This window comes from Marinobacter sp. PE14 (assembly GCF_053566155.1).
Map to the genome: position 1 here is coordinate 75388 of NZ_JBQXNY010000002.1, position 20020 is coordinate 95407.

General features: G+C 58.4%; 18 protein-coding genes. 11 read left to right on the top strand and 7 right to left on the bottom strand.

The window, feature by feature from the left end; all coding sequences use genetic code 11:
• Positions 1–89: 89 nt before the first annotated feature.
• Genes ACWJ62_RS06250 through ACWJ62_RS06265 form a run of 4 tightly spaced genes read left to right on the top strand, consistent with a single transcriptional unit; the run spans position 90 to position 3707 of the window.
• Positions 90–905 (top strand): CoA transferase subunit A, encoded by an 816-nt coding sequence (locus ACWJ62_RS06250; RefSeq protein ID WP_148609988.1) that lies wholly within the window; start codon positions 90–92, stop codon positions 903–905.
• A complete protein-coding gene (locus ACWJ62_RS06255; protein WP_148609987.1) occupies positions 905–1693 on the top strand; it encodes a CoA-transferase subunit beta in 789 nt (262 codons plus the stop codon). Before ACWJ62_RS06250 ends, ACWJ62_RS06255 begins: the two co-directional genes overlap by 1 nt.
• 8 nt (positions 1694–1701) lie before the next feature.
• Positions 1702–2904 carry a 3-oxoadipyl-CoA thiolase gene (gene pcaF, locus ACWJ62_RS06260; RefSeq protein ID WP_148609986.1) on the top strand — a complete coding sequence of 401 codons (1203 nt, stop codon included), beginning with the start codon at positions 1702–1704 and terminating at the stop codon, positions 2902–2904.
• Between the two features lie 14 nt (positions 2905–2918).
• Complete coding sequence (locus ACWJ62_RS06265) at positions 2919–3707, top strand: alpha/beta fold hydrolase (RefSeq protein ID WP_148609985.1); 789 nt, start codon at positions 2919–2921, stop codon at positions 3705–3707.
• Positions 3708–3748: 41 nt separating this feature from the next.
• On the opposite strand, the gene ACWJ62_RS06270 is transcribed toward ACWJ62_RS06265, so the two are convergent.
• Genes ACWJ62_RS06270 through ACWJ62_RS06285 form a run of 4 tightly spaced genes read right to left on the bottom strand, consistent with a single transcriptional unit; the run spans position 3749 to position 8133 of the window.
• A complete protein-coding gene (locus ACWJ62_RS06270; RefSeq protein ID WP_053113905.1) occupies positions 3749–4930 on the bottom strand; it encodes an acyl-CoA dehydrogenase in 1182 nt (393 codons plus the stop codon).
• Positions 4931–4972: 42 nt separating this feature from the next.
• Positions 4973–6127 carry an acyl-CoA dehydrogenase family protein gene (locus ACWJ62_RS06275; RefSeq protein WP_148609984.1) on the bottom strand — a complete coding sequence of 385 codons (1155 nt, stop codon included), beginning with the start codon at positions 6125–6127 and terminating at the stop codon, positions 4973–4975.
• A 9-nt stretch (positions 6128–6136) separates the two neighbouring features.
• A complete protein-coding gene (locus ACWJ62_RS06280; RefSeq protein WP_148609983.1) occupies positions 6137–7333 on the bottom strand; it encodes an acyl-CoA dehydrogenase family protein in 1197 nt (398 codons plus the stop codon).
• A 23-nt stretch (positions 7334–7356) separates the two neighbouring features.
• Positions 7357–8133 (bottom strand): enoyl-CoA hydratase, encoded by a 777-nt coding sequence (locus ACWJ62_RS06285; RefSeq protein WP_148609982.1) that lies wholly within the window; start codon positions 8131–8133, stop codon positions 7357–7359.
• Between the two features lie 215 nt (positions 8134–8348).
• On the opposite strand from ACWJ62_RS06285, the gene ACWJ62_RS06290 reads away from it, so the two are divergent.
• The 6 genes from ACWJ62_RS06290 (at position 8349) to ACWJ62_RS06315 (ending at position 14762) form a co-directional block, all read left to right on the top strand.
• Complete coding sequence (locus tag ACWJ62_RS06290) at positions 8349–10013, top strand: AMP-binding protein (RefSeq protein WP_449285416.1); 1665 nt, start codon at positions 8349–8351, stop codon at positions 10011–10013.
• A gap of 35 nt (positions 10014–10048) precedes the next feature.
• The gene (locus tag ACWJ62_RS06295; protein WP_148609980.1) at positions 10049–10816 is read left to right on the top strand and encodes an SDR family NAD(P)-dependent oxidoreductase; all 768 of its coding nucleotides are present in this window, start codon (positions 10049–10051) and stop codon (positions 10814–10816) included.
• Positions 10817–10848: 32 nt separating this feature from the next.
• Entirely contained in the window at positions 10849–11631 is a 783-nt protein-coding gene (locus tag ACWJ62_RS06300) for an enoyl-CoA hydratase-related protein (RefSeq protein ID WP_148609979.1), read from the top strand.
• Between the two features lie 56 nt (positions 11632–11687).
• Positions 11688–12827: a cyclohexanecarboxyl-CoA dehydrogenase gene (aliB, locus tag ACWJ62_RS06305; RefSeq protein WP_148609978.1), complete on the top strand. Its 1140-nt coding sequence runs from the start codon at positions 11688–11690 to the stop codon at positions 12825–12827.
• Between the two features lie 74 nt (positions 12828–12901).
• The gene (locus ACWJ62_RS06310) at positions 12902–14113 is read left to right on the top strand and encodes an ABC transporter substrate-binding protein (protein ID WP_148609977.1); all 1212 of its coding nucleotides are present in this window, start codon (positions 12902–12904) and stop codon (positions 14111–14113) included.
• Positions 14114–14291: 178 nt separating this feature from the next.
• Positions 14292–14762, top strand: coding sequence for a MarR family winged helix-turn-helix transcriptional regulator (locus tag ACWJ62_RS06315; RefSeq protein WP_148609976.1), 471 nt, complete (start codon positions 14292–14294; stop codon positions 14760–14762).
• 25 nt (positions 14763–14787) lie between these two features.
• On the opposite strand, the gene ACWJ62_RS06320 is transcribed toward ACWJ62_RS06315, so the two are convergent.
• Positions 14788–16395 (bottom strand): GMC family oxidoreductase, encoded by a 1608-nt coding sequence (locus ACWJ62_RS06320; protein ID WP_449285417.1) that lies wholly within the window; start codon positions 16393–16395, stop codon positions 14788–14790.
• Positions 16392–18368, bottom strand: coding sequence for an alkyl/aryl-sulfatase (locus ACWJ62_RS06325; protein WP_449285418.1), 1977 nt, complete (start codon positions 18366–18368; stop codon positions 16392–16394). The genes ACWJ62_RS06320 and ACWJ62_RS06325 overlap by 4 nt, the downstream gene beginning before the upstream one ends.
• Positions 18369–18512: 144 nt before the next feature.
• On the opposite strand from ACWJ62_RS06325, the gene ACWJ62_RS06330 reads away from it, so the two are divergent.
• Positions 18513–19409 carry a LysR family transcriptional regulator gene (locus tag ACWJ62_RS06330; RefSeq protein WP_449285419.1) on the top strand — a complete coding sequence of 299 codons (897 nt, stop codon included), beginning with the start codon at positions 18513–18515 and terminating at the stop codon, positions 19407–19409.
• A gap of 102 nt (positions 19410–19511) precedes the next feature.
• Here ACWJ62_RS06330 and ACWJ62_RS06335 read toward each other — a convergent pair whose 3' ends face one another.
• Positions 19512–19904 carry a glutaredoxin family protein gene (locus ACWJ62_RS06335; protein WP_062782960.1) on the bottom strand — a complete coding sequence of 131 codons (393 nt, stop codon included), beginning with the start codon at positions 19902–19904 and terminating at the stop codon, positions 19512–19514.
• Positions 19905–20020: the final 116 nt, after the last annotated feature.

Below are 20020 nucleotides of genomic sequence, written 5' to 3' on the forward strand. Positions count from 1 at the left end.
ACCGAAAACCAATCGCGCCATTATGTTCGCATATTAAACTTATGTTCGTATATCGAACTTATCAACCGAAACACGATGGAGACCCTGCGATGGCTGAATTTCTCTCTCTCCAGGAAGCGGTAAGCAAACACATCAACAACGGCGACACCGTTGCGATGGAAGGCTTTACCCACCTGATTCCGTTTGCCGCTGGCCACGAAATCATCCGGCAGGAGAAACGTGACCTGACCCTGATCCGCATGACCCCGGATCTGATCTACGACCAGATGATTGGTGCAGGCTGCGCGAAGAAACTGATTTTCTCATGGGGTGGGAATCCGGGCGTGGGCTCCCTGCACCGTCTGCGGGATGCCGTTGAGAAAGGCTGGCCTCACCAGATCGAGATCCTTGAACACAGCCACGCCGCCATGGCCAATGCCTACGAAGCCGGTGCTGCCGGTCTGCCGTTAGCCGTGCTGCGCGGTTACGTGGGCAGCGACCTGCCCAAGGTTAATGACCAGATCAAATTCATCGAGTGCCCGTTCACCGGTGAGCGCCTCGCTGCCGTGCCCTCTGTTCGCCCGGATGTCGCCGTGATCCATGCCCAGCGGGCCGACCGCAAAGGCAATGTCCTGATCGAAGGCATAGTCGGCATTCAGAAGGAAGTGGTACTGGCCGCCAAACGCAGCATTGTGACCGTGGAAGAGATTGTCGATGACCTCGGCGCATCGGTGAACGCGTGCGTGCTGCCATCCTGGGCCGTCACCGCCATCGCCGAGGCTCCCAAGGGCGCCGCGCCCTCCTACGCTCTGGGCTATTACGACCGGGATAACGCTTTCTACAAGGACTGGGATGGCATTGCCCGTGACCGCGACACCTTCCAGGCCTGGCTGCAAGACAACGTATTCGAAAAAGGAGCTGCGTGATGAGCTTTGAATTTACCTCTTCCGAAATGATGAGCGTCACGGCTGCCCGCGCGCTGACTAATGACATGACCTGTTTCGTCGGCATCGGCCTGCCCAGTGAGGCGGCCAACCTCGCACGTCTGACCCACGCTCCGGATGTGACCCTGATCTATGAATCCGGCACCCTGCAGACCAAGCCGGACGTGCTGCCACTGTCCATCGGTGACGGCGAGCTGTGCGAGTCTGCCCTGACGACGGTTTCCGTACCCGAGATGTTCCGGTACTGGCTACAGGGTGGCCACATCAGTGTTGGCTTTCTGGGCACCGCCCAGATCGACCGTTACGCCAACCTGAATACCACCCTGATCGGTGACTACCGCGAACCGAAAGTCCGCCTGCCCGGCGGCGGTGGCGCACCCGAAATTGCCACCAACGCGAAAGAAGTGTTCATTACCGTGAAACACTCCAAGCGCACCTTCGTGAAAGACGTGGACTTCGTGACTACCGTCGGCTTCGGCCGTGACGGCAAAGCCCGGGACAATGTCCCCAACATCGGCCGCGGCCCCACTGTGGTCATTACCGATCTGTGCATCCTCAAGCCGGATCCGGAGACCAAGGAACTCGTGGTCACCTCCCTGCACCCGAACGTGACCCGGGAGGCCGTGATCGAGGCCACCGGCTGGGAGATCCGCTTCGCGGACCAGCTGGAAACCACCCCAGAACCCACTACCAGAGAACTGGAAGTGCTTCGGGATTTGAAAGCACGTACAAGCGCCCATCACTCTTCAACTCAATCCGGCCAACAGTGAGGCAAGATATGACAGACGTATTTATTTGCCATCCCCGCCGCTCGGCCATCGGCCGCTTCGGCGGCACCCTGGCCAGCGTTCGCCCGGACGACCTGGCCGCCCACATCTTCAAGGCCGTGCTTGAGCAGGCTTCAGAACTGGACCCGGCCGCCATCGACGAAGTGATCATGGGCAACGCCAACCAGGCCGGCGAAGACAACCGCAACGTGGCCCGCATGTCCGCATTGCTGGCCGGTCTACCCACCTCCGTACCGGGCACCACCCTCAACCGGCTGTGTGGTTCCGGCATGGACGCCGTAGGCACGGCCTTTCGCGCCATCCGCGCCGGTGAAATGGATCTGGTTCTGGCCGGCGGCGTGGAGTCCATGTCCCGTGCCCCGTACGTGATGGGCAAGGCCGACAGCGCCTTCTCAAGAAGCCAGAAAATTGAAGACACCACCATCGGTTGGCGTTTTGTGAACCCGCTGATGAAGCAACAGTACGGCATCGACTCCATGCCGGAAACGGCCGAGAACGTCGCGGAAAAATTCAGCATTTCCCGGGAAGATCAGGATCTGTTCGCATTCCGCTCCCAGCAGAAAACTGCCCGGGCGCAACAGGAAGGCGTCTTTGCCGAAGAGATCGTGCCGGTGTCGATTCCGCGCCGCAAGCAGGACCCGCTCGTATTCGACACCGACGAACATCCCCGCGAGAGCACGCTGGAGAAACTTGCTGCCCTGCCCACGCCCTTCCATAACAACGGTAGTGTGACTGCAGGCAATGCTTCCGGCGTGAACGACGGCGCCGCCGCCATGCTGGTAGCCAGTGAAGCCGCAGTGACGCAGCAGGGCCTCAAGCCCATGGCAAAAATCCTCGGCATGGCCACAGCCGGCGTGGAGCCGCGCATCATGGGCATCGGCCCGGTGCCCGCAGTCCGAAAACTGTTGGAAAAGCAGAACATCAGCATCGCCGACATCGACGTGATCGAACTTAACGAAGCCTTTGCCGCCCAGGGCCTGGCGGTCCTTCGTGAGCTCGGCATTGCTGATGACGATCCCCGGGTGAACCCGAACGGCGGCGCCATTGCCCTTGGCCACCCGCTGGGCATGTCTGGCGCCCGCCTGCTGATGACCGCCGCCCACCAACTGCAGCGCACCGGTGGCCGTTACGCCCTGTGCACCATGTGTGTGGGTGTGGGCCAAGGTATTGCTACACTTATCGAGCGGGTCTGACCCAAGGAGTTTTCATGTCATTTCTGAACCATAACGGTCGCACCATCTGCTACCGCCTGCTCGGCGACAGCGAGAAGCCCCTGCTAGTGCTGGCCCACCCGCTGGGCATGACCCAGGGCGTCTGGGACGACATGCTGCCGGCCCTGCTGGGCAAATTCCGGGTCCTGACCTGGGACCTGCCCGGCCACGGTGCCAGCAGCGCCTGGCCGGAGGACGCCGGGAAAATCACCCCCAATGACCTGGCCCGGGAAGCACTCACCCTCGCCCAGATCGCCGGTGCCAAGGCCTTCCACTTCACCGGGACCTCCATCGGCGGTGTGATCGGCCAGCAGCTGGTTTCCGAGTACAGCGACAATCTGATTTCGGCCACGCTGACCAACACGGGCGCCATCATTGGCACCGTGGAAGCCTGGAATCTGCGTGCCTCCAACGTCCGAGATAAGGGCCTTGCCGCCATGGCCGGAGAGATTGTGCCACGCTGGTTCGGTCCAGCAGCCTGCAAGGAACAAACGGCTCTGCTTGATGGATGGAAGGTCATCATGGGGCGTGGAGACGACCACAGTTATGCCCTTCTGTGTGAAATGCTGGGTAAAGCCGATTTCAGGGAAAAGCTGAAGGACCGCCATGTTCCGGCTCTCCTGGTTGGTGGCTCAGAGGATGCAGCAACACCACCGGAGTCACTGAAAGCCCTGGCGCAATTCAGTCATTCCCCGGATCCGCTAATTCTGGAAGGCATTGGCCACGTGCCATCGGTCGAGTGTCCGGCGCTATTTGCCGATCTGTTGCTCAAACATCTGGGCTGACTGAAAGGGGCCAATACCTCTATTGGCCCCTGCACAAATAATCAAAAGAACGCCTGAATCCCGGTCTGGGCTCGACCCAGAATCAGGGCGTGAACATCGTGGGTGCCTTCATAGGTGTTCACCACTTCCAGATTCACCAGGTGTCGCGCCACCCCGAATTCATCACTTATGCCGTTACCCCCGAGCATATCCCTGGCCAGGCGGGCAACATCCAGAGCCTTGCCGCAGGAATTGCGCTTCATGATGGAAGTGATCTCGACGGCAGCCGTGCCCTCATCCTTCATCCGACCAAGACGCAGGCAGCCTTGCAGGGCCAGGGTGATGTCGGTCTGCATGTCTGCCAGCTTTTTCTGGATCAGCTGGTTGGCGGCCAGCGGCCGACCGAACTGCTTGCGGTCCAGCACATACTGGCGAGCCGTGTGCCAGCAATCTTCAGCGGCACCCAGAGCACCCCAGGAAATACCGTAGCGAGCGGAGTTCAGGCAGGTGAACGGCCCCTTCAGCCCTCGCACGTCCGGGAAGGCATTTTCTTCCGGCACAAAGACGCCGTCCATCACGATTTCACCAGTGATCGAGGCCCGCAACCCTACCTTGCCGTGAATGGCCGGGGCACTCAGGCCCTCCCAGCCCTTCTCCAGAACAAAGCCGCGAATTGCGCCGTCGTCGTCCTTGGCCCAGACCACGAACACGTCAGCGATCGGGCTGTTAGTGATCCACATCTTGCTGCCGGTCAGGCGGTAACCGCCGTCCACCTTGCGGGCGCGGGTCGCCATGTTGCCGGGATCAGAGCCATGGTCTGGTTCGGTCAACCCGAAACACCCAATCCATTCTCCGGAAGCGAGTTTGGGCAGATACTTCTGGCGGGTTTCCTCATTACCGAATTCGTAGATGGGCACCATCACCAGGGATGACTGCACACTCATCATGGACCGGTAACCGGAGTCCACCCGCTCCACCTCCCGAGCGATCAGGCCATAGCACACGTAGTTCAGGCCGCTACCGCCGTATTGTTCGGGAATGGTACATCCCAGCAGGCCGGTCTCGCCCATTTCCCGAAATATCTCCGGGTCGGTCTGTTCGTTGCGGAAGGCTTCGAGCACCCGGGGCCTGAGCTTGCTCTCGGCAAACTGACGAGCACTCTCGCGCACCATGCGCTCGTCTTCGGTCAGTTGCTGGTCCAGCAACAGCGGGTCTTCCCAGTTAAAACTTGCTTGGTTGGCCATGTTGGTTGTCTCCGTTTGTTGATCTTGTCTTGGGGCGGGTGGTCAGGCCACCTGCTGTGAAGCCTGCCGGGGCACTTCCAGCAGGGCCGAATACTGTCCGAGGTGGAAGTCGTCATCCCCGAACTGATGAGTCAGCATCACCAGGCGCTTGGCGTGGTGGGCCAGTGAATATTCCCAGGTCATACCAATACCGCCGTGCAACTGGACAGACTGCTCGGCAATCAGCTGCGACGCCCGGGCCACGGTGAACTTGGCAGCAGCAAGCCGTCGGCTGCGACTTTCCGAATCCGGGTCGTCTGCCACACAGGCTGCAAGAATGGTCATGGAGCGCGCCAGCTCGAGTTCGCCGCGCATTTCCGCCATCCGGTGCTGGAGCGCCTGAAAGCGGCCAATCGGTGAGCCGAACTGCTGGCGCGTTTTCAGATAGTCCAGAGTCAGCCGGAAGGCCTCCTCCATACTGCCCACCGCCTCGGCGCACTGCGCGGCAACCGCACGGCCACGCTGATAGGCCAGCGCAGGCGCGGCCTTACCCGCCGGCCCTAGCAGGCTGTCCGCCTCAACATAGACATCCGCCAGTGCAAGATCACAGGCCCTTGGGCCGTCTATGCAGGGGTAGCCGGTGCGCGAAACACCCTCAGCCGCCGGGTCCAGCAGAAACAGGCTTACGCCTTCACCATCACTCATCCGGGCAGTGACCAGAATGATGTGGGCAAGCTCGCCGCCGATCACTACCCGCTTGTGGCCGCTCAGACGCCAGCCCCGTTCACAGGGCACCGCCTGGCATTCAATCGCCTCTGGATGGTAGTGGCTACCTGCTTCCTCGTCGGCCACCGTCAACAGACGCTCGCCTGCCGCCACTGCCGGCAGAATCGACTGCCGCTGTTCGGCGGAACCCAGTTGCTCAACCAGGCCGGCAGCATAAATCTGGGAATGCAGGTACGGCTCAAGACACAGGCCCCGGCCGAGCTCCTTCATCACCAGCATGTTTTCCACGCCGGTGCCGCCAAAGCCTTCGTACTCGGCAGCGATGGGCACCGAGGTAATGCCCAGCTCTGACAACTGGCGCCAGAACTCCGGGCTGTAACCCCGGGGGCTTTGGTAAAATACTTCCCGCTGCTCAAAACTGTAGGTATTGCGGACCAGACGCTCGACCGTATCCGCCAGCATCTGTTGCTCTTCGTTCAGTTCAAAATTCATAGTCCCCTCCTACAGTTCCAGAACCAGCTTGGCGATGATGTTCTTCTGAATTTCGTTGGACCCGCCGTAGATAGACAGCTTGCGCAGATTAAAGTACTGGCTGGCCGGCGACGCGCTGTAATCCTGATACAACGGCTCGCCATGGAAGTCCGGTTCCAGCTCCGGTTCCAGGAACGGCAGCGCGTTCGGCCCCAGCGCCTTGCGCATCAGGTCTGTAATCGCCTGGCGGATCTCCGAACCCTGGATCTTCAGCAACGAGCTCTCCGCCCCTGGCACCCCACCATCGCGGGTGGCGGCCAGAATGCGAAGGGTGCTCATCTCCACCGCCATCAGGCGCATTTCCAACTCGGCGATCCGGGCGCGAAACAGGGGATCGTCAATCCTTGGTTGGCCGGCCACCGTCTCGGCACTGGCAATCTGTTTGAGGTGTGCCAGCGCCGCTTTTGACTGGCCGATACCGGCCTGGCCAGTGCGCTCGTGGGTGAGCAGATACTTGGCACAGGTCCAGCCCTTGTTCTCCTCACCAACCAGGTTTTCCACCGGCACCCGAACGTTGTCGAAGAACACCTCGTTGACCTCGTGTTCACCATCGAGGGTTATGATCGGGCGCACAGTAATGCCGGGCGTATCCATGTCGATCAGCAGGAAGGAGATGCCCTCCTGCTTCTTGGCGGAAGGATCGGTGCGAACCAGGCAGAAGATCCGGTTGGCATGTTGGCCCAGGGTGGTCCAGGTCTTTTGACCGTTGACTAGGTAATGATCGCCATCCCGCTCGGCGCGGGTTTTCAGGCTGGCCAGGTCGGAGCCGGCGCCGGGCTCGGAATAGCCCTGGCACCACCAGTCCTCGCTGCGCAGAATCCGCGGCAGGTAGTAATCCTTCTGGGTCTGGGTGCCGAACTTGATGATTACCGGTGCCACCATGTTGACGCCGAACGCCACCAATCTGGGCGCTCCAGCGGCGGCGCACTCTTCGTCAAAAATGTGCTTCTGCACCACAGACCAGCCGGTACCGCCATACTCTTCCGGCCAGTTCACCGCATACCAACCCTTCTGGTTAAGAATCTTCTGCCAGCGCTGATGATCCTCTTTGGCAAGTCGACGGCCCAGACGGACCTTCTCTGCAAGGCCGGCCGGCAGATTCTGTTCCAGAAACGCTCGCACCTCACTGCGGAAAGCCAGCTCTTCGGGGGTGAAATGAATATCCATAATCGCTCCTGAGCTTTTAAAGGTTACCGGTGCTTCCACTGGGGCTGACGTTTCTCGAGAAAAGCAGTCATACCCTCGTTGCGATCCTCGCTGGAGAAACTGGACCACAGCAGCCGGCGTTCGTATTCAACGCCCGCTCTCAAAGGGGTCTCGAACGCCTGATTGACCGCATCCTTGTTGATCATGGTGGCCATCTGCGAATAGCCGGCGATTTCCCCTGCTACCGCCATGGCCGTATCAAGCAGATCTTCAGCTGGCACGACCCGGCTGACCAGACCACTGCGCTCAGCTTCCTGCGCATCCATCATCCGACCGGTCAGGCACAGGTCCATGGTCTTGGCCTTGCCAATAGCCCTGGCCAGCCGCTGGGTACCACCGGCTCCGGGCAGGGTGCCAATCTTCACTTCCGGCTGGCCGAAGCGGGCGTTATCGGCGGCTATCAAGAGGTCACACATCATCGCCAGTTCACAGCCACCGCCGAGTGCCAGGCCGGCCACCGCGGCAATCACCGGTTTGCGACACCGGGTCACGGTTTCCCAATTGGCGGAGATGAAGCGCTCACGGTAGGCCCGGGAAAAGTCCAGAGCATGGACTTCGGCAATATCCGCGCCGGCGGCAAAGGTTTTCTCGTTGCCGGTAATGACAACGGCGCGGATGGCCTCATCCGCTTCCAGGACTTCCAGAGCGGAAGTCAGTTCGTTCATCAGCGCGTTGTTCAACGCGTTGTAGACCTTTGGTCGGTTGAGTCTGACCAGGGCCACAGCCTCGTGCTTTTCAAGCAATATGTTGCTGTACTCCATAACCATCTCCGCTAACAGATTTTTTCTTATTACTTCTTCATAAAAGCCATGGAAGCTTATTTGTCCAATTTCTAGAGGCTACACCCGAATATTTTTTAAGGCAACATGTTGACATATTATTTTGAAAAGGCGTATGTTGAATCTGACAAGGCAACGACCTGCTTATGCGGGCTGGCCACCCAACAAAAACAAACCGGACACAACAGGTGAATCAGATGGATACAGGCATCACTCTCAATCCGGAACGCCGTGACGCCATGCTGGAAAGCGGCGCCTGGAACGACAAACTCATTACCGACTACCTGGATCAGGCAGTCGCCAGCACTCCAGACCGGGAAGCCATCGTCGGCTACCAGGTCACCAGCGACACCCGCACCGCCCTCACTTATCGGCAACTCAATAACAAAGTCACCCGCATGGCGGCCGGCCTGGTGGCCCTGGGCATCGGCAAAGGTGAGGTGGTGGCCTGCCAGCTACCGAACTGGTGGCAGACCACCGCCCTGCATCTGGCCTGCATGCGCATCGGCGCGATTCTGAATCCGCTCATGCCTATTTTCCGGGAGCGGGAACTGCGCTTCATGCTCAAGCATGGCGAGGCCAAACTGCTGGTCATTCCAAAGGTCTTTCGTGGCTTTGACTACGAGGCCATGATTGACGGTATTCGGGGGGAGCTGCCGGATCTCGAAACCCTGCTGGTCATCGAGGGAGAGGGCGAGCGCAGCTTTGAACAACGTCTCACGGAGACCCCTTGGGAAGAAAAGCAAGACACCAGGGCCCTGTTTGCCGAGCGCCAACTCACCGCCGACGACGCCATCCAGATCCTCTACACTTCCGGCACCACCGGCGAGCCCAAGGGGGTCATGCACACCTCGAATACGCTGCTCTCCAACGTACGGCCCTATTCTGATCGACTGCATCTGACTTCCGATGACAAGGTATTGATGGCCTCTCCGGTCGCGCATCAGACCGGCTTTATGTACGGCATCATGATGCCGGTTTACCTGGGGACCACCGCCATCCTTCAGGACATCTGGGACGCCGAGTACGTCTGCAAGGTGATTGCGGCAGAGAAACCGGCCTTCACCATGGCGGCAACACCCTTCCTGGCCGACCTGGTGAAGACCGCACCAAGGCACGAAGGCGAACTGGATTCCCTGCGGATCTTCGTCTCCGCCGGCGCGCCGATCCCCAGTGCCGTGGTCGAACAAGCTGGCAAGGTGCTGAAGGCAAAGATTGTCTCAGCCTGGGGCATGACCGAAAACGGCGCTGTCACCATGACCTGCCCGGAAGATCCCGCCGAGCGGGCCAGCCAATCCGACGGCAAGGCCCTGCCCTTCATGGAAGTAAAAGTCACCGACTTCCAGGGCAACGAACTGCCTGCCGGTGAGGAAGGCAGCTTGCTGGTTCGGGGCTCCAGCCTGTTTGTTGGCTACCTCAAGCGACCCGAACTCTATGGCGTGGATGAAGGCGGTTGGTTCAATACCGGGGACCTTGCACGCATAGATAAAGACGGCTACATCCGCATCACCGGCCGTACCAAGGATGTGGTCATCCGGGGCGGTGAGAACATTCCGGTCGTGGAGGTGGAGAACCTGCTCTACAAGTTCCCCGGCATTGTCGATGTCGCCCTGGTGGGCTGCCCGGACGAACGCCTGGGTGAGCGCCTGTGCGCCTATGTCACCCTCGACGAGAACGCCACCGATCTGAACCTGGATCAGGTCAAGGCCTATCTGACCGAACAGCAACTGTCCAAAAACTACCTTCCCGAATACCTGGAAGTGATCGAGGCCATGCCTCGCACTGCATCCGGCAAGATCCAGAAATTCAAACTGCGAGAGCAGGCCAAAGAAGTTCGCCTGGAGCCGGCCAAGCGCGGTTAATCCCATTGATCTAACAGCTACAGGAGCAAGTCATCATGAGAGGCCTTAACGGAAAAACAGTCATCGTGACCGGTGGCGGGGGCGGCATTGGCCGCGCCGTGTGTCAGCGCTTTGCCGAGGAAGGCAGCGCTGTGGCCGTACTGGACCGTGATGAAAGCGCGGCCCAGGCCACGGCAGACCTGATTACCGAAGCCGGAGGCAAGGCAAAAGCTTACGCCGCCGACATTACCGATTACGCCGCGATTACTGACACCGTGGCCGCCATCGAAAACGATCTGGGCGTGCCCACGGTGCTGGTGAACAACGCCGGTTTCGACCGTTTCATGCCGTTCCTGAAAACCGAGCCGAAACTTTGGGACCAGCTGATTGCAGTGAACCTCACCGGTGCACTGAACATGCATCATGTGGTACTGCCAAAGATGATTGCCGCCGGTGGCGGCAAGGTCATCAACATTGCCTCCGACGCGGCCCGGGTCGGCTCCTCCGGCGAATCCGTCTACGCCGCCTGCAAGGCCGGCCTGGTGGGCTTCAGCAAAACCGTGGCCCGGGAACTGGCCACCAAGAACGTGTGCCTGAACGTGGTCTGTCCCGGCCCCACTGACACTGCACTACTCAAGGGCGTGGCGGAAACCGCCCCAAATCCGGAGAAGCTACTGGAAGCCTTCCGCAACGCGGTGCCCATGAAGCGCCTGGCCCAACCCGAAGACTACCCCGGCGTCATCGCCCTGCTCGCCAGTGACGATGCCAACTTCATCACCGGCCAGGTGATCAGCGTGTCCGGCGGCCTGACCATGGCCGGGTAAGCGACCAGTTAAACGATCAAGGAGAACGCACCATGAATTACGAAGACATCCTGTACGACGAAAACAACGGCGTCGCCACCATCACCATCAATCGGCCGGATCGTTACAACGCTTTCCGCGGCCAGACCTGCATGGAGCTGCTGGACGCCTTCAACCGCGCCGGCTGGAACAAGGACATCGGCGTCATCGTGTTCACCGGCGCTGGTGAAAAAGCCTTCTGCACCGGCGGCGACCAGGGCGCCCACGAAGGCCAGTACGACGGCCGCGGTCTGATTGGCCTGCCCGTGGAAGAGCTTCAGCGCACCATCCGCGAAGTGCCCAAGCCGGTGATTGCCCGGGTCAACGGCTTCGCTATCGGCGGCGGCCACGTGCTGCACGTGATCTGTGATCTGAGCATTGCCTCGGAAACTGCCGTCTTTGGCCAGGTCGGCCCGAAAGTCGGCTCGGTGGATCCCGGCTTCGGCACCGCTTACCTGGCGCGGGTTGTCGGTGAGAAGCGCGCCCGGGAAATCTGGTACCTGTGCCGCAAGTACAGTGCACAGCAGGCACTGGATTGGGGCCTGGTCAACGCCGTGGTGCCACCGGAACAGCTGGATGAGGAAGTACAGAAGTGGTGTGAGGAAATCCTGGAGAAGAGCCCCACCGCTCTCACCATCGCAAAACGCTCGTTCAACGCCGATAGTGACAACATTGCCGGTATTGGAGCCCTCGGGATGCAGGCTCTGAGCCTCTATTACGACACCGACGAGTCCAAAGAAGGCGTGAAAGCCTTCAAGGAAAAGCGCAAGCCGGACTTCCGGAAATTCTACAAGTAAGCGGACCGACCCGGTGGCCACCCGTCACCGGGTCACAGACACTCCCGGAGAACACCATGAATTTCGCATTTAATGAAGAACAGAACGCGATCCGCGACGTTGTGGCCCGCTTCAGCGCCGAGGTGCTGGCTCCGGGCTACCGCAAACGGGATCAGGAAGGCGTCATCGAAAAGGATGTCATCCGCCAGCTCGGCGAGATGGGACTGCTTGGTGGCGAACTGCCCGAAGAGTTCGGCGGCAGCGGCATGGACTGTGTTACCAGTGGCCTGATCATCGAGGAAATCTCCACAGGGGATTTCAACGTTGGCTACATCCCCCTGCTGACTTCCCTGAACGGCCAGATCATTGCCAGCCACGCGGCCCCAGACCTGGCGAAGGAGTGGCTGCACGGCATGACCACCGGCCAAAAAGTGGCCTGCATCGCACTGACCGAACCCCACGGCGGCTCCGACGCCGCCAACCTGCGCCTCAAAGCAGAGAAGAAGGGCGACGTTTACGTGCTCAACGGTGAGAAAACGTCAATCTCCATGGCCGACCAGGCCGACGTGGCAGTGGTCTTTGCCCGTACCGGCACGGTGGAACAACGGGCCTCCGGCATCAGCGCGTTCCTGGTGCCCATGGACAGTCCAGGCATCACCACTACCCGTTTTGAGGACAACGGCCAGCGTGCTATCGGTCGCGGCTCGATCTTCTTCGATAACGTGGAAGTGCCCGCCGTCAACATGATGGGCGACGAGGGAAAAGGCTTCAAACAGGTCATGCAGGGCTTTGATTACAGCCGCGCCCTGATCGGCCTGCAGTGCCTGGCCGTCGCGCAACAATCCCTGGATGAAACCTGGCAATGGCTGACCGAGCGAACCGCCTTCGGCCAGAACCTGTCCGCGTTCCAGGGTCTGACTCATCCGCTGGCTGAATACCAGACCTATGTTCATGCTGCGCGCATGCAGTGCTACCACGCACTATGGCTCAAGGACAACAACCTGCCCCATAACGCCGAAGCCGCCATGAATAAATGGTGGGGACCGAAATTGGCCTTTGATGTGGTGAAACAGTGCCTGCTGGCCCACGGCCATACCGGCTGGGGTGAGGACCTGCCGTTTGCCCAGCGCCTGAGAGATGTTCTTGGTCTTCAGATTGGCGATGGCACAGCCCAGATCATGAAAAACATCATTGCGAAGGAATACCTACCCAAGTAAGCAAACGAATCAACCTGACAAAAGCAACAAGAACCCAAACCAAAACAAGTTTCGTAGCGGAGATCGATAGAACAATGAAAAATACAAAAAAGCTTCTGCCCTCAGTCGTTGCCTCAGCTCTTATGGCAGGCAGTGCCCAGGCTGCCATATCTGGAGATACGGTTAAGCTGGGATATCTCGCTGACATGTCTGGCACGTACCGTGATCTTGCCGGCCCGAATGGTTTGACGGCGATGGAAATGGCGGTTGCTGATTTTGGCGGCAAGGTCAACAATGCCACCATTGAGGTAGTCAGTGCTGACGACCGCAACAGCCCGGACGTTGCCTCCAGCACCGTGCGTCGCTGGGTAGAAAACGACGGAGTCGACATGGTTGGCGGTTTGGTGGCCTCTTCTGTGACAATCGCCACCACCAAGATCCTTGAAGAGAACAACAAACTGGCGATGATCTCCGGGTCCGCAGCCTCAAGCATCACCAACGAACACTGCACCCCAAATCATATTCAGTACGTCTATGACACCTACGCACTGTCCATTGGCACCCCAACCGCGATCGTTCAGGAAGGCGGCAAATCCTGGTACATACTGACCGCAGACTATGCCTTCGGTCATGCCATGGAAGCGGACGTCACACGGGTTGTAGAAGCCAATGGTGGTGAGATTCTGGGAAGCATCCGCCACCCATTCCCGACTCCTGACTTCTCTTCATTTATTTTGCAGGCCCAGGCTTCTGGCGCCGATGTCATTGCTCTGGCAAACGCCGGTGCAGATACCACCAATGCGATCACCACTGCGGCAGAGTTCGGTATTACCCAGTCAGGCCAAACCATTGCCGGGCTTGTCGTATTTATCAGTGACATACACGCTCTCGGTCCTCAGGCGGCTCAGGGGCTGCAGCTTACTACCGGTTGGTACTGGGACATGAACGACGAGACTCGTGAGTGGTCTGATCGTTTCATGGAAGAAACCGGCACCCGTCCAACCATGGTGCATGCGGGCATCTACTCCAGCACGATGCAATACCTGAAGGCGGTGGAAGCTACTGGCTCGGATGACTCCCAAACTGTCCGCCAGCATCTGATAGAGACTCCGATCAACGACATGTTTGCCAAAAACGGTCGTATCCGTGAAGACGGCCGCATGGTTCATGACATGTATCTGGCCCAGGTGAAAACACCGGAAGAATCTACCGGCGAGTGGGATCTGTACAAGATCGTTCGAACTATTCCCGGCGACGAAGCGTTCCGCCCGCTATCCGAGAGCAAGTGCAAACTGATCAATAACTGAGTGAAGACTGCGACTACGGAGTTTCCTGCGAGACCTCAGGGAACTCCGGATTCCAGGTGCCCTACTCCTTCGGCGTGACGCAAGAAAATGCGGAAGATCACCCCGGATCTATGTGAAGATATCGCTGATGAATAGACTCAAACGTCTTGCGAACCATTCTTTACCAATGGGATACGAAATGATCGTTAACGAATCCGGAGGCATTCCCAACCGGCTATTTTTTCGCCTGTTCCAGACTGGAAACATTCTGCAGCGCCAGGTTCAGAATGAGATGGGCATCAGTGCTGTGCAGTGGGCAGTACTGGGTGCTTTGTCCCGAGAAGGATTCGAAGACGGCACCTCATTCAACCAGTTGAAAGAGTACCTTTACGTCAGTCGCCAAAACCTCGATGGCGTCCTCAAACGAATGGAAAGAGATGGGCACGTCGTTCGGATACCGGATCCCCAAGACCGCCGGGCTCGGCTGGTGGTGCTGACCGAATCTGGTCGGACTTTCTGGAATCGACTGCAGGACACCATTGCCGAGTTTTACCGACAAGCCATGCAGGAGATGAGTTTTGATGACGGCGTCAGCTTGCTCCATCTTTTGAAAAAGCTTCAGCACGGACTTATTGACGTTTCTCTCGAATCTCCCCGCCGAGACCAATGAGGGACCGAATGTCGGAACCCACCTCCTACTTGAGGATCATGTCAGCAGCCTTTTCGGCAATGGCAATCGTAGGCGCGTTGGTATTGCCGCTAATCAGCCGCGGCATGATGGAAGCGTCCACCACACGCAGACCCTCGAGCCCATGCACCCTGAATTGTGGGTCCACTACCGCCATCCTGTCAGTACCCATTTTGCAGGTGCCCACCGGGTGGTACACCAGGCCCACCTTTTCCTTCACCTTTTCAATGATCTGCTCGTCGGACTGTCGATCTGCGCCCGGGTGGAGTTCCTCACCCCGATAATCGTCAAAGGCTTTCGCCGCGAGAATCCGGCGGGCCTGGCGGATACCATCCACCATGACTTTGCAGTCATCGGGATCGGCAAAGAAGTTGTAGTCGATCTCCGGCGCCGCGAACGGATCGGCCGACGTTATGGTTACCGTACCTGTGCTCTTCGGCCGCAACACACAGACATGCACTGAATAACCGGGGTTGGACATGAGTTTCAGGTCACGGCCGCTATCATCGAACAACAACGGCAGCATGTGAAGCTGAACATCCGGGCGATCAACGCTGTCACTGGACCTTATAAAGCCGCCAGCCTCGGTGATGGATTTTGCAAGCTTGCCCTGTTTACTGACGATATATCGGATCGTATCCGGGAGCATTTTCAGCATGCCGCCGAACGAGGCCGTGAAGCCATTGTTCTTTCTGCTTGAGACCAGCACGCAGGCGTCCACGTGCTCCTGAAGATTCTTGCCCACTCCCGGTAATTCATGCAGGCACCGAATACCCAGGCTTTCCAGCGCGTCGCAGTCTCCGACGCCTGAAAGCTGAAGCAACTGTGGTGAATTAACTGCCCCACCACTGAGAATGATTTCCCGATTTGCCTGCAACACCAGGTCTTTGTCCTTGTGACGAAGCGCTACCGCAACGGCCCGCTTGCCCTCGAGCACCACTTTTTTCACCCGCGCTTCGGTAAGCACGGTCAGGTTTTGGCGATTCATCGCGGGCTTGAGGTACGCATCGGCGGCACCAAACCGACGGCCGTTTTTGATGTTCAGGTGGAAATACCCCACACCTTCCTGTTCGGCGCCGTTAAAATCACTGCTGTAGCGAAAACCGGCCTGTCGGGCCGCATCGACGAAGACTCCAGACATCGGATATTCGGCCGTTTCCGGAGCACTGATATAGAGGTTGCCGCCTTTGCCATGATAGGGGGTTCCGGCCAGCGTCTCGTGGTGTTCCGATTTCAGGAAGTAAGGCAACATCTCGGCATAGCCCCAGCCTTCATTACCCAGAGCCTCCCACTCGTCGTAGTCCTCTTTCTGGCCCCGCACATACAACATACCGTTGATTAACGAACTCCCCCCCAGCCCTTTGCCACGAGGGGTAAACAAAGGCTGGCCACCACGCAGTCGCTGGTCGGGCCTGGCGTTGAACGCCCAGTTGTATGTCTTGATGAACATATGGGCAGCAAAAGCGCCCGGCGTCCGGATTGTGAACGAACCCTTGCCGGCCCCGGCCTCCAACACGCAGACAGAATATTGGCCGTCGGCTGACAGGCGGTCTGCCAGTACACAGCCGGCAGAGCCGGCACCGACGACGATGTAATCAAAGCTCTCGTTGATCATTGCATCGCCACCGGTTCAATGATGGCGAAGTTTGATGGCGGCTGTTCGAGCATTTGCAGCAGGCCAAAGAAGGCGTCCACTGATCCTTCAACCTTGATATCGCCTGCCTCCACCGCCTCCGGGAAACTGGTTTTTTGCAGGAGGATATTGTCCAGAACCGCTCGGGACATACTCACGCTGGCGTGGGCATGCTCGTCCAGTTCCCCTGACCGATGGGTCAGCGTGGCATTCTGTAAGTTCAGCCGGTAATCCTCGCCCTTGTCGGTAATGGACCAGTTAATCACCAGGTGCTTTCCAGCCGTTTTTTCCGGGTCAACCCTTACCCCCATGGCATCAAAAAACATGCTGGTTTCCAGCGCCTGCATCAGGTCTGGCTGCAGCCCCACATGTTTCGGCGTAATCACGCCGTGGCGCAATTCGTGCGCGCCAACAAGGTAGGCACTACGCCAGGTGCCCGCCTCAGCCTGGTAGCCAAGCTGCTCGAGAGCGTCCGCCCCCAGTTCGCGCGCTTCACGGTTTTCAGGGTTGGCATACACGAGATGTCGCATCACTGATGCCACCCAGCGATAGTCGCCGTCGGCAAAGTCTTTGCGGGCCTTTCGGAGCACTTCCGCCTCACCGCCCATGTAATCAATGGTGCGTCTGGATTCTTCACTAGTTGGCAAGGGGTTTAGGTTGGCGGGATTGGCGTCATACCAACCCATGTAGCGCTGATATACACCGCGGGCATTGTGGCTGACGGTTCCGTAATAACCGCGCGCTGACCATTCCTGGTTCAGGCTTTCAGGCAACTGCAGGTTTTCAGCAATATCCCCGGGCAACATGCCGCGGTTCATCATACGAACCGTCTGATCATGGATATGCTTGTACAGGTCCCTTTGAACTTCCAGAAAATGCGTGATCTCCTCGGGGTTCCAGATCGGCCAGTGATGCTGGGCCACCAGAATGTCCGCGCGATCGGCGAAGCGAACCAGTACCTTATCGATAAATTTGGACCAGGAATTGGCGTCCCGAATCGCGGCTCCGCGGATGGTGTAGATGTTATGCAGTTGCTGGCTGGTGATCTCGGCGGTGTTGAGCACACTGAACTGAGGGAAATACATCATCATCTCAGATTCGGCTTCGGTGCCGTGGGCCATCTGGAACTCAATCTCGATACCATCAATGGTCAGATTGGCGTTGTCAGGTACCGTATCCGTGGGTGCAATGAGGCTGAGCCCGCCACTACCCAATGCCTTGCCAAGCCCGGTGTCGACATGGCCTCTAACGCCTGGAGGCAAGCCGGCGCCAAACTGGTAGGTGGCGCGACGGGTCATCGCGTTGCCGGCAATCACGTTCTCTGCAATTGCATGCTCCATGAACCCCTCCGGAGCATAGATCCGCACCTTCCCAGCCCGGACATCCTCCTCATTCACCACACCTTTCACACCCCCGAAATGATCCGCATGATTGTGTGTATAAAGCACGGCCACAACGGGCTTCTTGCCTCGGTGCTGGTAATAAAGCTCCAGACCGGCGCGCGCCGTTGCAGGCGTCAGCAGGGGATCAATGACGATCAGGCCGCTGTCACCCTCGATGATGGTCATATTGGACAGATCCATGTTGCGGACCTGGTACATGCCATCCACCACCTCGAACAGCCCATGGATCGCATTCAACTGCGCCATGCGCCACAGGCTGGGGTTGACGGAATCCGGAGCTGAATCGCCATTGAGGAAGGCGTAGGGCTCCATGTCCCAGGCCACATGCCCCTCTTCGTCCAGTACCTGGCCATTCGGCAGCGCACCCACGAAACCACGACGCGCATCCTCAAATGATCGCGTGTCAGCAAACGGCAGATCGTTCAGTACTGCCTGGTTAACCTTTGCTGTCACCGCAGTTGCCGGCTTGGAGGTTTCGGCCTGAGCGATCGCTGGGAACAGTAAACCGGCACCTAACGCTGCCAGCATGGCCTTCTTGAATAGGGGTAGCATGCGGAATCTCCTCTTTTTGGCGGCACCTGGGTTTTGTTGGTTTTGAATCGTGCGCCACGTAACTGCAGTTTGAAGCGAGGTGTTCCGTTCATCCAATGCAATGTTTCTTGACTTAGCATGCGCAAAACGCATAGATATAGTGCCATGGACACACGACACATCCGGCACTTCATGGCGTTGGTTGAGTGCGGCAGTTTTGCTCGCGCCTCTGAGGTCGTGCACCTGTCTCAACCGGCGTTAAGTCGCAGCATCCAGGAACTGGAGCGCCAACTGGGGGCAAGACTGTTCGATCGGGGGCGCTTCGGGGTGGTTTTAACCGCGCATGGGCGGGCCGCTCTGCCTCATGTCCGGGGCCTTCTGGCCGCGGCAGAGTCTTTAAGGCAGGAAGTCGAGGCCATCGACGAGCTTGAGACAGGCGAATTGAATATCGGAACTGGCCCCTACCCGGCGCTGGCCCTGATGGACAAGGTCTGTGCCCGGTTTGTGGATCAATACCCGGGAATCCGCCTCAACATACGAACAGATAACTGGCAGGGCTTACGCCTTGCGCTGCTGGATCATGAGATAGAGCTTTTTGTGGCCGATACCGGCGAGTTGTCTGGCGATCCGGATCTGGACATTACCCATTTGCCGCAGCCCGAGGTTGTTGTGTTTTGTCGTCATGATCACCCGTTGGCCCAGGAAAAGGGGGTAGTTTGGGGAGATTTGCTCGATTATCCCCTGGCCATGACCCGTGTTCCTGAAGATATGGAGCGGAATATCCAGGCCATGAGCGCGCAACAAGGCGGGCTGAAACGGAGAATCGAGTGCGACAATATTGCCATGCTCGCGGCCATTGTTACTGGCAGCAAGGCCATCAGTATTGCGCCCAGACCTATAGTGGCCGGCTTGCTAGCCATTGGGCAGGTGACGACCATTCCTGTCAAAGGCATTGAAGCTTTGCGGACACGTTACGGTGTGATGCAGCGCTCTGGGAGACCGCTATCACCGGCGGCAGGTAAATTCCGCTCCCTGATTCTGGAATTCGCAAATCTGAAATAAACCATAGACATAGCAATGGTTGACGCTAGCAATCAGATGCCGCCAGCCAGGAGAGCAAGACCCGATGCACTTGCCCATCAACCAAGAGATCAACAACGGCAATCAGGCCGGCTCAAACCGCTCCTGTAACCATGCCTTGATCTCACCAGACTCGTACAACCAACGTTCACTGCCATCCTCATGCCGAATCTTCAGGCAGGGCACTTTGACACGACCACCACCGGCTTCCAACGCCGCACGATGCTCCGGGTCATGCTGGGCGTCGCGGGTTTCGATGTTGAGACCCAGCCTGGCAATTTCCTTTCTTACCTTGATACAGAACGGGCAAGCCTTGAACTGGTAAAGGGCGAGATCCTTGCTGGCCTCATCGACACGGGCCTGCTCTTCAGCGCTTCGATTCACGCTTTCTGGCGTGCTGAGCTTTTCGCTGAGTAGCATAAAGGGCGTCAGTACCAGACGCAGGGTGCGGAAAAAATAACGAATAATAACTTTCATGGGTAAGGCTCGAACTCCTCATTAAAGGTGGCCTGAAGGATAGCGGCATTCAGGATTTATTTGCGTGCCTGATAGTGGTGTACGAGGATATCATTTCAAAGGATGAAGTGTTCAGA

Bases quoted from the DNA above. Each gene is read 5' to 3' on its own strand.
- ACWJ62_RS06250 (WP_148609988.1), top strand. From the start codon at position 90: ATGGCTGAATTTCTCTCTCTCCAGGAAGCGGTAAGCAAACACATCAAC.
- ACWJ62_RS06255 (WP_148609987.1), top strand. From the start codon at position 905: ATGAGCTTTGAATTTACCTCTTCCGAAATGATGAGCGTCACGGCTGCC.
- pcaF (WP_148609986.1), top strand. From the start codon at position 1,702: ATGACAGACGTATTTATTTGCCATCCCCGCCGCTCGGCCATCGGCCGC.
- ACWJ62_RS06265 (WP_148609985.1), top strand. From the start codon at position 2,919: ATGTCATTTCTGAACCATAACGGTCGCACCATCTGCTACCGCCTGCTC.
- ACWJ62_RS06270 (WP_053113905.1), bottom strand. From the start codon at position 4,930: ATGGCCAACCAAGCAAGTTTTAACTGGGAAGACCCGCTGTTGCTGGAC.
- ACWJ62_RS06275 (WP_148609984.1), bottom strand. From the start codon at position 6,127: ATGAATTTTGAACTGAACGAAGAGCAACAGATGCTGGCGGATACGGTC.
- ACWJ62_RS06280 (WP_148609983.1), bottom strand. From the start codon at position 7,333: ATGGATATTCATTTCACCCCCGAAGAGCTGGCTTTCCGCAGTGAGGTG.
- ACWJ62_RS06285 (WP_148609982.1), bottom strand. From the start codon at position 8,133: ATGGAGTACAGCAACATATTGCTTGAAAAGCACGAGGCTGTGGCCCTG.
- ACWJ62_RS06290 (WP_449285416.1), top strand. From the start codon at position 8,349: ATGGATACAGGCATCACTCTCAATCCGGAACGCCGTGACGCCATGCTG.
- ACWJ62_RS06295 (WP_148609980.1), top strand. From the start codon at position 10,049: ATGAGAGGCCTTAACGGAAAAACAGTCATCGTGACCGGTGGCGGGGGC.
- ACWJ62_RS06300 (WP_148609979.1), top strand. From the start codon at position 10,849: ATGAATTACGAAGACATCCTGTACGACGAAAACAACGGCGTCGCCACC.
- aliB (WP_148609978.1), top strand. From the start codon at position 11,688: ATGAATTTCGCATTTAATGAAGAACAGAACGCGATCCGCGACGTTGTG.
- ACWJ62_RS06310 (WP_148609977.1), top strand. From the start codon at position 12,902: ATGAAAAATACAAAAAAGCTTCTGCCCTCAGTCGTTGCCTCAGCTCTT.
- ACWJ62_RS06315 (WP_148609976.1), top strand. From the start codon at position 14,292: ATGATCGTTAACGAATCCGGAGGCATTCCCAACCGGCTATTTTTTCGC.
- ACWJ62_RS06320 (WP_449285417.1), bottom strand. From the start codon at position 16,395: ATGATCAACGAGAGCTTTGATTACATCGTCGTCGGTGCCGGCTCTGCC.
- ACWJ62_RS06325 (WP_449285418.1), bottom strand. From the start codon at position 18,368: ATGCTACCCCTATTCAAGAAGGCCATGCTGGCAGCGTTAGGTGCCGGT.
- ACWJ62_RS06330 (WP_449285419.1), top strand. From the start codon at position 18,513: ATGGACACACGACACATCCGGCACTTCATGGCGTTGGTTGAGTGCGGC.
- ACWJ62_RS06335 (WP_062782960.1), bottom strand. From the start codon at position 19,904: ATGAAAGTTATTATTCGTTATTTTTTCCGCACCCTGCGTCTGGTACTG.